We start from the raw sequence: 15,321 nt of genomic DNA, 5'->3' as shown, positions 1-15,321 counted from the left end.
GCCCATCATCGTTCATAGATGAACGATCAGTCAATAAATGCGCTGGGCGCGGTGTGGCGGGGCCGCCGCGCCGGTCAGCCCTCGAAGCCGGCGCTGACCGTCACCGTCCCGGGGGCCACCTCGGTGTAGCCGGCGTCGCGGACGTCTACCCGGCGCGACGCGGGCAGCACGGGTCCCCCCTCGACCACCCGGACGCCGAGGCCGGTGGCGACGTCCGGGTCTGCGCCCTCGAGCCAGGCGAGCACCGTGCGGCGGTCGAGCCGCTCGAGCGCCAGCTGCGCCGCGTGCCCCACCTGGGCGACGGCCTTGCCGGTGCTCATGGACACCCCGGGGGCCAGTCGGACGGTGAGCACCGGACCGCTCGAGGGTGGCGGACGCCCATGATCACGCTCGGAGGGGTCGGTGAGCTCGAGCCCGCCGACCTGGAGGTCGCGGAGGACCTTCGGGGCGTCGTCGCGGGGGTGGGGTGCGAAGGCGCGCACCTGTGCGGTCCCGGAGCGGGCCTCGACGTGGGGGAGGTCGGCCGTCCGGTCCCAGCGGGCGCCCCGCGCGCGGCGCCCGATCTTGCGGATCCGCTGGCCCCGCCACCGCTCCACGGCGTCGTGGAAGACGCCCTCGGGGTCAGCCGTGCGCTCGTCGACCAGCAGCGCGACCACGGCGCGGGCGGTCGCCACCAGCACGTCCGTGTGGGCGGGCGGCCCACCGGCGCTCTCGCGCTCGACGCGCACCACCAGCGACAGCGCCCACGGCTCCTCCTCGGGGGGCAGCCACGCCAGCGGCGGGGGAGGGGCCTCGCTCACGTGACGGTCGGCCGGTCGCCGGCCTCGGCGGCCAGGTGCTCCCCGCCGTCCAGCACCTCGCGCAGGGCGACGACGGCGGTGAGCAGGTCCGCGTGCGTCAGGTAGAGCGGTGCCACGCCCCAGCGCACGACGTCGGGCGCGCGGAAGTCGCCGTGGACGCCGCGCGCGGCCAGGGCGCGGGAGAGCCCCCACGCCTGGGGGTGGCGCAGCGCCAGCGCGCTGGCGCGCCGCTCGGGGGCGCGCGGGGTCACGACGTCGACCTCGGGCACGAGCGCGTCGAGCGCCTCCAGCGCGAACCCGGTCAGCGACAGCGAGCGCGCCCGCACCTCCTCCACCGCCGCGCCGTCGTAGGCGGTGAGCGCCGCCTCGAGGGCCAGCAGGCTGAGGACCGGCGGCGTCCCGGTGCGGGCCACCGACGCGTCGGTGGCGGGGGAGTACTCGGGGCTCATCGCGAAGGGCTGCGCCGCCGAGTGCCACCCCGGCACCGGGTTGGCGAAGCCGTCCTGCAGGCGCCGGGCCACGTAGATCCAGGCCGGCGCGCCGGGGCCCCCGTTGAGGAACTTGTAGCTGCAGCCCACGGCGCAGTCGACGTCGTGGGCGTCGAGGCCGGCGGGCACCACGCCGGCGGAGTGGCACAGGTCCCACAGCACCAGGGCGCCGGCGCCGTGAGCGGCGCGGGTGAGGCCGGGCAGGTCCAGAGCTCGCCGGTGCGGTAGTCGACCTGGCTCAGGGTCACCAGCGCCACCTCCTCGCCCCGCTCCGCGAGCACGGCGGGCACGTCGGGCGGGGAGGCGAGCACCACCTCGAGCCCGGCGAGCCGGGCGTCGGAGGCCAGCACGTACAGGTCGGTGGGGAACGAGCCCGGGTCGGCCACCACCACGCGCCGGGCCGGGTCGCGGCGGCGCGCCTGCGCGGCCAGCGCGAGGTGGGCCTTGTGCAGCTGGACGCTCGTGGTGTCACCCACCACCACCTGCCCCGGGGCCGCGCCGACCAGCTCTCCCACGCGGTCGCCGACGCGCAGCGGCGCCGTCCACCAGCCCTCGGTGTTCCACCCCGCGACGAGCGACCGGCCCCACTGGCGGCCGACGGCGTCGGCGACGGCGGGGGCCACGGCGCGGGGCAGCGCCCCGAGGCTGTTGCCGACGAGGTAGACCGAGCCGTGGTCGGGGAGGTCGAACCTGTCGGCCAGGGAGCCCAGGGGGTCGGCGGCCTCGAGCTCGGCCGCGCGCTGCGCGAGGTCGGCGACGTCGGGCCGGGGCTGCGCGGAGGTGGTCGTCACGGGGCCCATCCTGCCTCCGGGGGCGCGCTGGGAGGATCGTGGCCGTGAGCACCAGCACCCCCTCGGCGTCCGCCCCCCTGGTCGGAGTCCTGGCCCTCCAGGGCGACGTCCGCGAGCACGCCCGCGCCCTGGAGGCCGCCGGCGCCCGCGCGGTGCCGGTGCGGCGGCCCAGCGAGCTGCGCGCCGTCGACGCGCTGGTGCTCCCCGGCGGGGAGTCGACCGTCATCGACAAGCTGGCCCGCACCTTCGAGCTGCACGAGCTGGTGACCGAGCGCATCGCCGGCGGGATGCCCGCCTACGGCTCGTGCGCGGGTCTGATCATGCTCGCCGACCGGCTCGTCGACGGGATCCCCGGCCAGCGCACCTTCGGCGGGCTCGACGTCCTCGTGCGCCGCAACGCCTTCGGGCGGCAGGTGGAGTCGTTCGAGGAGGACCTCGCCGTCGCCGGCGTCGACGGCGGGCCCGTGCGGGCGGCGTTCATCCGCGCCCCCTGGGTGGAGGAGGTCGGCGACGGCGTGGAGGTGCTCGCCACGACCAGCGCGGGCGGGGCCGGCGGCGGGCGCGTCGTGGCCGTCAGGTCGGGGCACCTGCTGGCGACGTCGTTCCACCCGGAGATCACCGGCGACCACCGGGTGCACGCGCTGTTCGTCTCCATGATCACCGGCTGACCGCCGGCTGGTGCTCAGGAGGGCCGGGAGCACCACCAGCGGTAAGATCTGGGCAGATCCTGCGCTGCCGCCGCCCGGCCACCCGCCGGTGCGCTGCAGCCGCCGCTACGACGCAGAGGGACGTGCTGATGTCAGGCCACTCCAAGTGGGCTACCACGAAGCACCAGAAGGCCGTCAAGGACGCTCGCCGCAGCTCGGCCTTCGCCAAGCTGATCAAGAACATCGAGGTCGCCGCCCGCACCGGCGGCGGTGACCCGGCCGGCAACCCGACGCTCTACGACGCCATCACCAAGGCGAAGAAGAACTCGGTCCCCAACGACAACATCGACCGCGCCGTGAAGCGCGGCTCGGGCGCCGAGACCGGCGGGGCCGACTACCAGACGATCATGTACGAGGGCTACGCCGCCCACGGCGTCGCCGTCCTGGTCGAGTGCCTCACCGACAACCGCAACCGCGCCGCCTCCGACGTGCGCGTGGCCTTCACCCGCAACGGCGGCACCATGGCCGACCCGGGCAGCGTCTCCTACCTCTTCACCCGCAAGGGCGTCGTCGAGGTCCCCGCGGGCGAGCTCGACGAGGACGACGTGCTCACCGCGGTCCTCGACGCGGGCGCCGAGGAGGTCAACCGCCTGGGCGACACCTACGAGGTCATCAGCGAGGCCACCGACCTGGTCGCGGTGCGCACCGCGCTGCAGGAGGCCGGCATCGAGTACGACTCGGCCGAGGCCGCCTTCGTCCCGTCGATGCAGGTGCCGGTCGAGGCCGAGAAGGCCCAGTCGGTGCTCAAGCTCATCGACGCCCTCGACGACCTCGACGACGTGCAGAACGTCTACGCCAACCTCGACATCCCGGACGGGGTCCTCGAGGACGCCTGACGGCTCCTCGAGACCGGGAGCGCGACCCGCCTCACCGGACGGGGACGCGCCACCCCTTCGGCTGGGCCCGTGCCGCTGCGGCGGCGCGGGCCCACGCCGTCTGCGCGGCCGTGGGGGCGCCGGCGGTCCCGGTCAGGGCTCCCACGGGGTGGTGGGGTGCAGGGTCTCGTCGTGGGCGGCCGACGGGCCGCCGCGCCACAGGTGGCAGATGGCCAGCGCGAGGCCGTCGGCGGCGTCCGCCGGCCTCGGGGCCTCGGCCAGCCCGAGGATGCGGGTGACCATGAGGGTCACCTGGGCCTTGTCGGCGCGGCCGCTGCCGGTGACGGCGGCCTTGACCTCGCTGGGGGTGTGGCTGTCGACCGGCAGCCCGTGCTGCGCGGCGAGCATCATGGCGATGCCGCTGGCCTGGGCCGTGCCCATGATCGTGGAGACGTCGTTGCGGGCGAAGACCCGCTCGACGGCCACGGAGTCGGGCAGGCACTCGCGCAGGACGGCGGTCAGGCCGTCCGCCACCTGCAGCAGGCGCTGGGCCAGCGGCAGGTCGGGGTCGGTGCGGACGACGCCGACGTCGACCAGGCGCACCTTCCGACCGGGCAGGCCGTCGACGACGCCCCACCCGCACCGGGTGAGCCCCGGGTCGACACCCATCACGCGCACCCCGCCAGCCTCGCACGTCGCACGCCCGTTCGGGTGAAGCGACATGACCGAGAGTCACGCGCGGGCGTCCAGGGCGCGGGCGTCCCGGGGCTGCTGGGGCTGTCGGAGGGCCGTGCGAGGCTGCGCCCCGTGATTGCTTCTGTGCGCGGCACGGTCCTGTCGCTGCGGCTCGACGGCGCCGTCGTCGAGGTGGGCGGCGTCGGCATGCTCGTGCTCGCGACCCCCCGCACCCTCGGTGACCTGCGGCGCGGCCAGGAGGCCCTGCTGCACACGTCCCTGGTGGTCCGGGAGGACTCGCTCACCCTGTTCGGCTTCGCCGAGTCCGACGAGCGCGAGGTGTTCGAGGTCCTCCAGACCGTCACCGGCGTCGGCCCCAAGCTGGCGCTCGCCGTGCTGGCGGTGCACTCCCCGGAGGAGCTGCGCGTCGCCGTCGCCGCGGAGGACCTGACGGCCCTCAAGCGCGTGCCGGGCATCGGGCACAAGGGCGCGCAGCGGATGGTGCTGGAGCTGGCCGACCGGCTCGGCCCCCCGCACGAGCTGCCCGCGAGCCGCGCCGGGAAGCCGGCAGCGGCGGCGCCGGCCGCGGCACGGCCCGCGCCGTCGCCGGTGGTCGAGGCGCTGGTCGGCTTCGGCTTCAACGCGAAGCAGGCGGAGGACGCCGTCGCGGCGGTCACCGGCGAGGGCGGCACCGCGGCGCCGGCCGACGGCGGCGAGCCCGACCTGGCCACCACCCTGCGGGCGGCCCTGCGCCACCTCGGGCGGCACTGATGGCCCCCTCCCTCCCGGGCGACGGGTCGCGCGAGCTCTCCGGAGACGGGCCGGACACCGCGTCCGACCTCGTGGACCACCGCCTGGTGGGCCCCGGTGCCGACGAGACCGAGCGCGCCGCCGAGAGCGCCCTGCGCCCCAAGAGCCTGCGCGACTTCGTCGGCCAGCAGGTGGTCCGCGACCAGCTCTCGATCGTCCTCGAGTCCGCCCGGGCGCGCGGCCGGGCGCCCGACCACGTGCTGCTGTCCGGCCCGCCCGGCCTGGGCAAGACCACGCTGTCGATGATCATCGCCGCCGAGCTGGGCACCAACCTGCGCATCACCAGCGGGCCCGCCATCCAGCACGCCGGAGACCTCGCGGCCGTCCTGACCTCGCTGGAGGAGGGCGACGTGCTCTTCGTCGACGAGGTCCACCGGGTCGCCCGCCCCGCCGAGGAGCTCCTCTACGTCGCGATGGAGGACTTCCGCGTCGACGTCGTGGTCGGGAAGGGGCCCGGCGCCACCGCCATCCCGCTCGACCTGCCGCCGTTCACCCTGGTCGGGGCCACCACCCGCGCCGGGCTGCTGCCCGCGCCGCTGCGCGACAGGTTCGGCTTCACCGCCCACCTCGACTTCTACTCCGCCGAGGAGCTGCAGCGGGTGCTGCACCGCTCCTCGGCGCTGCTCGGCGTGCCGCTGACCTCGGAGGGGGCCCGCGAGGTCGCCCGGCGCTCGCGCGGCACACCGCGCATCGCCAACCGCCTGCTCCGGCGCGTGCGCGACTGGACGCTCGTGCGCGGCCCCGGGGCGGGGGGCGCCGCCGCCGACCCCTCGGGCTGGGTGGTCGACGAGGCTGCCGCGCGCGCCGCGCTGGAGGTCTACGAGGTCGACCCGCTGGGGCTCGACCGCATCGACAGGGCCGTGCTGCGCGCGCTGTGCCGCACCTTCGGCGGCGGTCCCGTGGGCCTGTCGACGCTGGCCGTCGCGGTGGGGGAGGAGGGCGAGACCGTGGAGACGGTCGTCGAGCCGTTCCTGGTGCGCGAGGGCCTCATCGGCAGGACGCCGCGCGGGCGCGTGGCCACCGAGGCCGCGTGGCGCCACCTGGGCCTCGAGCCCCCGCTGGCCCGCCCCGGCGGGGGCTGGGGCGGGGGAGCGCTCGGCGCCGACGATCCCGGGCAGTCCGGCCGAAGCCCGGAACCGCCCAGCCACGGCGGGTAGGGTCGCTGCCGATGGACGCCTTGATCCTCCTCCTCCCGGTCCTGCTCCTGCTCTGGCTCGTCCTGCGCGGGCGCAAGCAGCAGCGCGCCGTCTCCGACATGCAGTCGACGCTCGCCGTCGGCCAGCGCGTCATGACCACCTCGGGCCTGTACGCGCGCATCGTCGAGGTCGGCGACACCACGATCGACCTCGAGGTCGCCGACGGCGTGCGCACCACCTGGGCGCGCGCGGCCGTGGGCCCGCAAGGTCGAGGACGCCGTCGTGACCGACCCGTCGGAGCAGTCCGCGGCGTCGACGTCCTCCACCCACACCACCCCCGGGACCACCGCCGCTGACGGCGGGACGACCGGGGGGCTCGCCGAGGCGCCGGAGCGCCCCGAGCGCTGATCCTGGCCGGCTCCGCGCCGGCCCCCGTCCGGAAGAGACCCCGTTGGCCCGTTCCCGCTCCTCCACCTCCCGCGCCAAGCGCTCGCTGCTCTGGCTGACGGCCCTGGTGGTCGCCCTCGTCGCCGGTCTCGGCGCCGCCGTCCAGTGGGGCGGTGCGGGGCTGACGCCCAAGCTGGCGCTCGACCTCGCCGGCGGCACGCAGATCATCCTGACGCCGCAGCTGCGCGGTGGTCAGAGCGGTGACCAGATCACCGACCAGACGATCGCCGACGCGATCACGATCATCCGCCAGCGCGTCGACTCCTCGGGCCTGACCGAGGCGGAGATCACCAGCTCCGGCGGCAACAACATCATCGTCAGCCTCCCCGGCGACCCGGCGAGCAGGCCGGTGCCGTCGAGCTGGTCTCGCAGTCGGCGCAGATGCGCTTCCGCCCGGTCCTGGCCGTCGCCTCCGGCGCGCCCGTCCCGGCGGCCTCCCTCGACGGGGCCGACCCGGCCGCCACCGACGGCGCGACCCCGGCGACGACCGACGGGGCCACGCCCGCGGCGACCGACGGGTCGACCCCCGCTGCCACCGAGGGCGCCACCGACGCGGCCACCCCCGCGGCGACCGACACCGCCGCGCCCGCCGCGACGGAGAGCGCCCAGGGCAGCCGCCTGCCCGGCGCGCTCATGGCCGGCTCGACGCCCGCTGCGACCGACGCCGCGACCGACGCGGCCGCAGCCACCCCGGCGGCGACGGACGCCGCGGCGACGCCGACCACCACCGACGCGGCGGCCGCCACCGACGGCGCGACGCCCTCGGCGAGCTCCACCGACCCGAGCGACCTGTCGCAGGTGACCCCCGAGCTGGGCGCCGCCTTCCAGGCCCTCGACTGCAGCAACCCGGTGCAGGTCGGCCGCGAGCTCGACGACGACCCGAGCGGGCCCATCGCGACCTGCTCCTCGGACGGCGCGGCCAAGTACCTGCTCGGCCCGGTCGAGGTCGAGGGCACGGACATCGACGACGCGACCGCCGGCCTCGGCACCACGAGCACCGGGGCGAGCAACGGCCAGTGGGTCGTCAACCTGAGCTTCGACAGCGAGGGCGGTGACGAGTTCCGCACCACCACCACGCGCCTGTTCGGCCTCGAGAGCCCCCGCAACCAGTTCGCCATCGTGCTCGACGGCACCGTCGTCTCGGCCCCGTCCGTCAACAGCCCGATCACCGACGGCAACGCCCAGATCAGCGGCTCCTTCACCCAGGAGACCGCGACGGACGCTGGCGAACCAGCTGAAGTTCGGCGCCCTGCCGATCTCCTTCACGCAGCAGTCCGTCGAGCGCATCTCGGCCGTCCTCGGCTCCGAGCAGCTCGAGCGCGGCCTGCTCGCCGGTGCCATCGGCCTGGTGCTGGTGGTCGTCTACTCGATGGCGCAGTACCGGGCGCTCGGCCTGGTCACCGTCGCGAGCCTCTTCCTGGCCGCCGGGATCTCCTACCTGCTGACCGTGCTCCTCGGCTGGGGCTACGGCTACCGCCTGAGCCTGGCCGGCGTCGCGGGCTTCATCGTCTCGATCGGCATCACCGCCGACTCGTTCATCGTGTTCTTCGAGCGCGTCCGCGACGAGGTCGCGAGGGCCGCTCGCTGACCTCCGCGGTGGAGACCGGCTGGGCCCGCGCCCGGCGGACGATCATCATCTCCGACGTCGTGAACTTCCTCGCCGCGGCGGTGCTGTACTTCCTCGCCGTCGGCGGGGTCAAGGGCTTCGCCTTCATCCTGGGTCTCACCACGGTCATCGACCTGCTCGTCGTGGTGCTCTTCACCCACCCGGTGCTGGTGCTCATCGCCCGCAAGAAGTTCTTCGCCAGCGGTCACCGGCTCTCGGGCTTCGACGCCGAGCGGCTCGGCCGGGCCCCGGTCCCGGCCTACGCCGGCCGCGGACGGGTGCGCACGCCGGTCGAGCGCCGGCCGCGCCCGTCGCGGGCTTCCGCCCCGGCGGAGGAGGCCCACGGCGCCGACGACCTCGACACCAGCGCCGCGCCCGAGCGCGAGCGGCAGTCGGTGAGCGCCGGCGGCGGCCGCGCCACCATCGCCGAGCGCCGCGCCGCCGAGGCGGCCCGGCAGCGGGAGGCCGGAGGCGACCCGCCCTCCGCGGACCCGCAGACGCCGTCCGGCCCGACCAGCGAGGAGCGCTGACATGCCGTCCTTCGCCCAGCTCGGCAACGACCTCTACTCCGGCAAGCGCGGGATCGACGTCATGCGCACCCGCCGCACCTGGTACGTGGTCGCCGCACTGCTCGTCGGCCTCTCCGTCGTCCTGCTGCTCACCAAGGGCCTCAACGGCGGCATCGAGTTCCGCGGTGGCTCGGAGTTCCGCGTCTCCGACGTCACCACCACCTCCCAGGAGCCGGCCGAGCAGGCCGTCACCTCCGTGGTGCCCGACGGCGAGCCCCCGCGCATCTCCTCTGTCGGCGAGAACGCCGTCCGCGTCCAGACCGAGCGCCTGAGCCAGGAGCAGACCGACCAGGTCGCCACCGCCCTCGCCCAGGGCTACGGCGTGCAGCCCGCGTCGGTGACCTCGTCCTTCGTCGGCCCGAGCTGGGGCGCCGACGTCACCGCCAACGCGGTCCGCGGACTGCTGATCTTCGTGGTCCTGGCCGCGGTGGTGCTGGGGCTGTACTTCCGCACCTGGAAGATGTCGGCCGCGGCGCTGGTCGCCCTGGTGCACGACGTCGTCATCACCGCGGGCGTGTACTCGCTGTCGGGCTTCGAGGTCACACCCGCCACCGTGATCGGCTTCCTGACCATCCTCGGGTACTCGCTGTACGACACGGTCGTGGTGTTCGACAAGGTCCGCGAGAACACCGAGCACGTGCTGTCGAGCAGCAACCGGACGTTCGCCGAGGCCGCGAACCTCGCGGTGAACCAGACGCTGGTGCGCTCCATCAACACCTCGGTGGTGGCGCTGCTCCCGGTCGCCTCGATCCTCTTCATCGGTGCGTTCCTGCTCGGCGCTGGCACCCTGCGCGACATCTCCCTCGCGCTCTTCGTCGGCATCATCGCCGGCACGTACTCCTCGGTCTTCCTCGCGCCGCCGCTGTACGTGCAGATGCGCGAGCGCGAGCCCGACATCGCCCGCCAGCGCGAGCGCGTGCTGTCGCGCCGCACGGGCTCCTCGGTGCCGGTGGCCGCGGGCGCGGGCGCGGGTGCGGCGAGCGCCACCGCCCCGGGCGGCGAGGCGACCGAGGGGGCCGCCACCACCACGGCGGTCCTGGAGCGCCCGGCCCGCCGCGGCACCCGCAGCCCCTCGGGGGGCCAGCGGCAGCAGCCGCGCCGTCCCGGCGGCCGCCGCCGGTGACCCCGGCCGACCTCGCGGGGCTGCTCCGCTCGGTGCCGGACCACCCCTCACCCGGCATCACCTTCTGGGACATCACCCCGCTGCTGTCCGACCCGGCCGCGCTGCGCACCGCGACCGACGGCATCGCCGAGCTGGCACGGACCCTCGGGCCCGTCGACCTCGTGGCCGGGGTCGAGGCCCGCGGCTTCGTGGTCGGCACCCCGCTGGCCCTCGCCCTCGGCGCCGGGTTCGTGCCGCTGCGCAAGGCCGGCAAGCTGCCGTGGCGCACGGTGCGGCAGGCGTACTCGCTCGAGTACGGCGAGGCCGTCATCGAGGCGCACGAGGACGCCGTGCCCGCGGGCGCCCGGGTGCTCGTCGTCGACGACGTCCTCGCCACCGGTGGCACGGCCGCCGCCGCCTGCGCTCTGGTGCAGCGGCTGGGCGGGACCGTGGCGGGAGCCGGCTTCCTCATGGAGCTGCCGGCCCTCGGCGGGCGCACGGTGCTGCGGGCCGCCGCCGGGGAGGACGTCCCGGTGGTCTCGCTCCTGCAGGTGCCCCCGGGCTGAGGCCCGCACCACCCGCTCGACCCGCTCGACCCCGGCGCGGTCCCACCCGGGTCCTCGCGCCGTAGGATCGTCCGGACCGCTCGTGCGGGCCCGACGGGCCCCCGGCGGACCGGAACCGGAGGTGACTCGTGGCTGAGCAGACCGTGCCGAGCCCGCGCGCGAGCGAGGCCCCGGACGAGACGGGCCCGGAGCCCCTGCCCCGGGCAGCGGCATCCGCCGGCGCCTCGCCCGCCTCGGCACCCGCCCGCCCACGAGCCCCGCGGCGATCGAGCCGCTGCTCAAGGCCGTGCGGGCCAACCACCCCCGCGCCGACACCGCCGTCCTCGAGCGCGCCTACGTCGTCGCCGAGAAGGCCCACCGCGGGCAGCGCCGCAAGAGCGGCGACCCGTACATCACCCACCCCGTCGCCGTCGCGACGATCCTCGCCGAGCTGGGCATGACCCCGCCGACGCTGGCCGCGGCGCTGCTCCACGACACCGTCGAGGACACCGGCTACGCCCTGGCAGAGCTGCGCCGCGAGTTCGGCGACGAGGTGGCCAACCTCGTCGACGGCGTCACCAAGCTCGACAAGGTCACCTACGGCGACGCGGCCCAGGCCGAGACCGTGCGCAAGATGGTCGTGGCGATGGCCAAGGACATCCGCGTGCTGGTCATCAAGTTGGCGGACCGGCTGCACAACGCCCGCACCTGGAAGTTCGTGCCCGCGGCCTCGGCCGAGAAGAAGGCCCGCGAGACGCTCGAGATCTACGCGCCGCTGGCCCACCGCCTGGGCATGAACACCATCAAGTGGGAGCTGGAGGACATCTCCTTCGCCACCCTCTACCCGCGCATGCACGAGGAGGTGGTGCGCCTCGTCGCCGAGCGCACCCCCGCCCGCGAGGAGTACCTCGCGACCGTGCGCGAGCAGGTCACCGCCGACCTGCGGGCCGCCAAGATCCGCGCCACCGTCTCCGGCCGCCCGAAGCACTACTACTCCGTCTACCAGAAGATGATCGTCCGGGGCCACGACTTCACCGACATCTACGACCTGGTCGGGCTGCGCGTCCTGGTCGACACCGTCCGCGACTGCTACGCCGTCCTCGGTGCGCTGCACGCGCGCTGGAACCCGGTGCCGGGCCGGTTCAAGGACTACATCGCGATGCCCAAGTTCAACATGTACCAGTCGCTGCACACGACGGTCGTGGGCCCCGAGGGCAAGGCCGTGGAGATCCAGATCCGGACCCACGACATGCACCGCCGCGCCGAGTACGGCGTGGCCGCTCACTGGAAGTACAAGGACGCCGGCGCCCGCGGGGCCGGGGGCCAGCCCTCCGTCGGCGCCGACGGCGGCAGCCTCGAGGACATGTCCTGGCTGCGGCAGCTGGTCGACTGGCAGTCCGAGACCTCCGACCCCGGCGAGTTCCTCGACAGCCTCCGCTTCGAGATCAACGCCCAGCAGGTCTTCGTCTTCACCCCCAAGGGCGAGGTCATCGGCCTGCCCGCCGGCTCCACCCCGGTCGACTTCGCCTACGCGGTGCACACCGAGGTGGGCCACCGCACGATGGGCGCCCGCGTCAACGGGCGTCTGGTGCCGCTGGAGTCGGCGCTCGACAACGGCGACGTCGTGGAGATCTTCACCTCGCGGGTCGAGGGCGCCGGGCCCAGCCGCGACTGGCTGACCTTCGTCAAGAGCCCGAGGGCGCGCAACAAGATCCGCGCGTGGTTCTCCAAGGAGCGCCGCGAGGAGGCCGTCGAGCAGGGCAAGGACGCCATCGCCAAGGCGATGCGCAAGCAGCACCTGCCGATCCAGCGGCTGATGAGCCACGAGGGCCTGCTGGGCCTCGCCAACGAGATGCGCTACGTCGACGTCTCGTCGCTGTACGCCGCCGTCGGCGAGGGCCACGTCTCGGCGCAGTCCGTGGTGGAGAAGCTGGTCAGCGCACTCGGCGGCGAGGAGGGCGCCACCGAGGACATCGCGGAGGCCACCACCCCCTCACCGGCGGTCCGCCGCCCGCGCACCGGCGACCCCGGCGTGGTGGTCAAGGGCGCCGACGACGTGTGGGTCAAGCTCGCCCGCTGCTGCACCCCGGTCCCCGGAGACTCGATCGTCGGCTTCGTGACCCGGGGCGCCGGCGTCTCGGTGCACCGGGAGGACTGCGGCAACGTGGTCGCCTGCGCACCGAGCCCGACCGCATCCTGGAGGTCGAGTGGGACCCGGGCTCGGCGAGCGTCTTCCTGGTGCAGATCCAGGTCGAGGCCCTGGACAGGTCGCGGCTGCTGTCCGACGTCACCCGGGTGCTCTCCGACAACCACGTCAGCATCCTGTCGGCGCAGGTCACCACCTCGCGCGACCGGGTCGCGGTGTCGCGCTTCACCTTCGAGATGGCTGACGCCACCCACCTCGACCACGTGCTCAACGCGGTGCGCCGCGTCGACGGCGTGTTCGACGTCTACCGGATCACCGGCAGCCGGCAGGCCTGAGCCCGCCGGGCCGCCGGCGCCCAGGCGTCCCCGCAGCTGCCGCCGGACCCGGCGCAGCCCCGGGCGCGGGCCCACCTCGAGCGCGCGCAGGACGAGCCCGGCGTCGGCGCCCCCGGCGAGCGCCGCGCTGACCAGCGGCTCGGCCTCACCGGGAGGCAGCCACAGCGCGACGTCGGCGGCGGCCCGCTCCAGGGTGGTCACCGGGACGCCGCAGACGCGGGTGCGCTGGGCCCGGGGGAGCGCGGCGGTGCGGGTGCGCCGCCACGCGGGGTCGCGGCGCGAGCCCCCCGAGCGGCCCGCGACGAGGACGTCGACCACCCCGCAGCCCTCCACGGCCCCGTGGAGCCACAGCGCCGCGGCCCCCGCCACGACGTCGCCGGGCTCGAGCCTGCCCGCGAGCACGGAGGCCCGGGCGGCCCTGCAGCCGGCGGCGTCCGCGGGGAGGTGCGCGCCGGCCGCGCGCACCACCAGGCCCTCGCGCACGAGCACCGCCAGCTCGCGCTCGGGGAGCGCGTCGAGCGGCAGCCCTCGGGCGGGCGGCGGGAGGAGCCAGGCCAGGGCGGGAGCGACCACCGCGCCAGCCTGCCCCGGAACGGCGACCGCCCGCTGGCGCCGTCCACAGGCCCGCTCCGAGGAGCGGGTGGTGCGGGCGGCGCCGGCGGGCGGTCAGCCGGCGACGGGGTCGCTCAGGCGGAGGTCTCCTCCGCGGTGCGGCGGGCGGCGTCGAGCCAGAGGCGGCGGGCCTCCAGCGCGGCCTGGGCCTGCGACTCGGCGCGCGCGTCGCCCTTGGCCTGCGCGGCGGCGAGGTCGGCCTCGAGGCCGGCGACCGCGCGCTCCAGCTGCTCCACCGCGCTGTCGGCCCGGGCCTTGACCTCGGGGTTGGTGCGCTTCCAGGTGGCGCGCTCGGCGTCGTTGACGGCCTGCTCGACGGCGCGCATCCGCTTCTCCACCCGCTGCAGGTCGGCGCGCGGCACCTTGCCCGCCGCCTCCCACCGCTCGCCGATGTCGCGCAGGGCCTTGCGCGCCGAGCGGAAGTCGGTCACGGGGACCAGCTTCTCCGCCTCGACCAGCAGCTCCTCCTTGACCACGAGGTTGCCGCGGAACTCCTCGTCCTCGGCCTCGTTGGCCTGGGTGCGCGCGGCGAAGAAGACGTCCTGCGCGGCGCGGAAGCGCGCCCACTGGGCGTCGTCGTCCTTGCGGGAGCCGCGGCCCGCCGCCTTCCAGCGGTCCATGAGGACCCGGTAGGCGGTGGAGGTGGGGCCCCACTCGGTCGACGTGGAGAGCTTCTCCGCCTCGACGACGATGGCCTCCTTCACGGAGCGCGAGTCGGCGTTGCGGTCCTCGAGCTGGGAGAAGTACGCGCGGCGTGCGCGGTCGAAGGTCGTGCGGGCGGCGCTGAAGCGCTTCCACAGCTCGTCCTCGGACTTCTTGTCGAGGCGGAGCGTGCGCTGCGCCTCCTTCCACGCGTCGAGCAGCTCGCGGAGCCGGTCACCGCTGGGGCGCCACTGCATGCGCTCGGGGTCGGTGGCCGCGATCTGCTCGGCCTCCTCCACGATCGCGGTGCGCGAGGCGAGCCCGGCCTCGCGGGCGGCGGAGCGGGCGGCGTCGGCCTCCTCGCGGCGGGCCGCGGCCACGGCCTCGAGGTCGCGGGTGCGCTGGGCCAGGCCCTCGAGGTCACCCACGGCCTGGACGTCGGCGAGGGTGCCGCGCAGGGCGCGGAGCTGGCCCACGACCTCACCCGGAGCCACCTCGGCGGACATCAGGCGCTGCTCGGCGATGTCGACCTGCGCGACCAGCGCGTCGAACTCGCGGCCGTAGTGGGCCAGCGCGTCGGCCTCGGAGGCGTCGACCACGGTGCCGACCTGGCGCTCGCCCTCGGCGGTGCGGACCCAGACGACGCCCTCGGCGTCCCATGCGGCCCCACGGGGTGGGGTCGGACGCAGGACGGACGGCGGGGCGCACCGACGGGGCGTGCGGCTTGGGGCCGCGACGGCCGCCCTTGGGGCCCGGCGCGGGGCGCGGGCGCGGCGAGCCGCCGGACGGGGCCGGGGCCGGGGCCGCAGCGGCCTCGGCGGCGGGGCTCGGACGCCTCCGCCGGCGCCTCGGCCGCAGGCTCGGCAGCGGCCTCGCCGGTGGGCTCGTCGGGGGTGTCGGTCAGCGTCTCGGGGGCGCTGGCCGGGTCGACCGCGGGGTCGACGGCGGCGGCGGCCTCGGACTGGTCGGGGGCGGGCGCGTCGGCCGGCACCCCCTCGGCGGCGGAGCCGGCCCCGTCCGCGGCGGGGGCCGCCTCCTGAGCGGGAGCCACCTCCTCGACCGGTGCGCCCTCCTGCTCGGCGGCGGGGGCGCCGT

General features: G+C 75.8%; 14 protein-coding genes and 3 pseudogenes. 13 read left to right on the top strand and 4 right to left on the bottom strand.

Features of this window, described 5'->3' with window-relative positions:
• Positions 1-74: 74 nt before the first annotated feature.
• Together F1641_RS19215 and kynU are read right to left on the bottom strand one after the other, a co-directional pair.
• Entirely contained in the window at positions 75-800 is a 726-nt protein-coding gene (locus tag F1641_RS19215) for a hypothetical protein (protein WP_206691543.1), read from the bottom strand.
• Positions 797-2,088 (bottom strand): annotated as a pseudogene (kynU, locus tag F1641_RS24090) (kynureninase). Before kynU ends, F1641_RS19215 begins: the two are co-directional and overlap by 4 nt.
• Positions 2,089-2,123: 35 nt before the next feature.
• On the opposite strand from kynU, the gene pdxT reads away from it, so the two are divergent.
• Both pdxT and F1641_RS19200 read left to right on the top strand, forming a co-directional pair.
• Positions 2,124-2,747, top strand: a complete 624-nt coding sequence (pdxT, locus tag F1641_RS19205; RefSeq protein ID WP_309225731.1) for a pyridoxal 5'-phosphate synthase glutaminase subunit PdxT — start codon at positions 2,124-2,126, stop codon at positions 2,745-2,747.
• Positions 2,748-2,875: 128 nt separating this feature from the next.
• Positions 2,876-3,622 (top strand): YebC/PmpR family DNA-binding transcriptional regulator, encoded by a 747-nt coding sequence (locus F1641_RS19200; protein WP_194908249.1) that lies wholly within the window; start codon positions 2,876-2,878, stop codon positions 3,620-3,622.
• Positions 3,623-3,754: 132 nt separating this feature from the next.
• Here F1641_RS19200 and ruvC read toward each other — a convergent pair whose 3' ends face one another.
• Positions 3,755-4,279 (bottom strand): crossover junction endodeoxyribonuclease RuvC, encoded by a 525-nt coding sequence (ruvC, locus tag F1641_RS19195; RefSeq protein WP_375541515.1) that lies wholly within the window; start codon positions 4,277-4,279, stop codon positions 3,755-3,757.
• Between the two features lie 129 nt (positions 4,280-4,408).
• Between ruvC and ruvA the strand changes: the two genes are divergently transcribed.
• The 10 genes and pseudogenes from ruvA (at position 4,409) to F1641_RS19160 (ending at position 12,972) form a co-directional block, all read left to right on the top strand.
• Positions 4,409-5,047, top strand: a complete 639-nt coding sequence (gene ruvA / locus F1641_RS19190; protein ID WP_194908247.1) for a Holliday junction branch migration protein RuvA — start codon at positions 4,409-4,411, stop codon at positions 5,045-5,047.
• Positions 5,047-6,243 (top strand): Holliday junction branch migration DNA helicase RuvB, encoded by a 1,197-nt coding sequence (gene ruvB, locus F1641_RS19185; protein WP_194908245.1) that lies wholly within the window; start codon positions 5,047-5,049, stop codon positions 6,241-6,243. The genes ruvA and ruvB overlap by 1 nt, the downstream gene beginning before the upstream one ends.
• An 11-nt stretch (positions 6,244-6,254) precedes the next feature.
• Positions 6,255-6,578 (top strand): preprotein translocase subunit YajC, encoded by a 324-nt coding sequence (yajC, locus tag F1641_RS19180; protein ID WP_194908243.1) that lies wholly within the window; start codon positions 6,255-6,257, stop codon positions 6,576-6,578.
• A gap of 362 nt (positions 6,579-6,940) precedes the next feature.
• Positions 6,941-7,471, top strand: a complete 531-nt coding sequence (locus F1641_RS24085; protein ID WP_375541516.1) for a hypothetical protein — start codon at positions 6,941-6,943, stop codon at positions 7,469-7,471.
• Positions 7,468-7,830, top strand: a pseudogene (locus F1641_RS24080) (protein translocase subunit SecD); the annotation flags it as partial. The gene F1641_RS24085 and the pseudogene F1641_RS24080, both read left to right, overlap by 4 nt.
• Positions 7,721-8,257, top strand: a complete 537-nt coding sequence (locus tag F1641_RS23590) for a preprotein translocase subunit SecD (protein WP_206691540.1) — start codon at positions 7,721-7,723, stop codon at positions 8,255-8,257. The pseudogene F1641_RS24080 and the gene F1641_RS23590, both read left to right, overlap by 110 nt.
• 8 nt (positions 8,258-8,265) lie before the next feature.
• Positions 8,266-8,805, top strand: coding sequence for a hypothetical protein (locus F1641_RS20270; protein WP_206691539.1), 540 nt, complete (start codon positions 8,266-8,268; stop codon positions 8,803-8,805).
• A 1-nt stretch (position 8,806) separates the two neighbouring features.
• On the top strand, positions 8,807-9,967 hold the full coding sequence (secF, locus tag F1641_RS19170) for a protein translocase subunit SecF (RefSeq protein WP_194908241.1): 1,161 nt from the start codon (positions 8,807-8,809) through the stop codon (positions 9,965-9,967).
• The gene (locus F1641_RS19165; RefSeq protein ID WP_194908239.1) at positions 9,964-10,512 is read left to right on the top strand and encodes an adenine phosphoribosyltransferase; all 549 of its coding nucleotides are present in this window, start codon (positions 9,964-9,966) and stop codon (positions 10,510-10,512) included. The genes secF and F1641_RS19165 overlap by 4 nt, the downstream gene beginning before the upstream one ends.
• Positions 10,513-10,723: 211 nt before the next feature.
• Positions 10,724-12,972, top strand: a pseudogene (locus F1641_RS19160) (RelA/SpoT family protein).
• Positions 12,973-13,658: 686 nt separating this feature from the next.
• On the opposite strand, the gene F1641_RS19155 reads toward F1641_RS19160, so the two are convergent.
• Positions 13,659-14,825, bottom strand: a complete 1,167-nt coding sequence (locus tag F1641_RS19155) for a DUF349 domain-containing protein (RefSeq protein WP_309225730.1) — start codon at positions 14,823-14,825, stop codon at positions 13,659-13,661.
• A 294-nt stretch (positions 14,826-15,119) separates the two neighbouring features.
• On the opposite strand from F1641_RS19155, the gene F1641_RS19150 reads away from it, so the two are divergent.
• A complete protein-coding gene (locus F1641_RS19150) occupies positions 15,120-15,266 on the top strand; it encodes a hypothetical protein (protein WP_194908301.1) in 147 nt (48 codons plus the stop codon).
• Positions 15,267-15,321 lie beyond the last annotated feature (55 nt).

Origin of the sequence: Quadrisphaera sp. INWT6, from assembly GCF_015390235.1 — a bacterium.
Lineage (GTDB): Bacteria > Actinomycetota > Actinomycetes > Actinomycetales > Quadrisphaeraceae > Quadrisphaera.
Note: the sequence above shows the minus strand (reverse complement) of the source record. Positions and strands in the feature narration are given on the sequence as shown.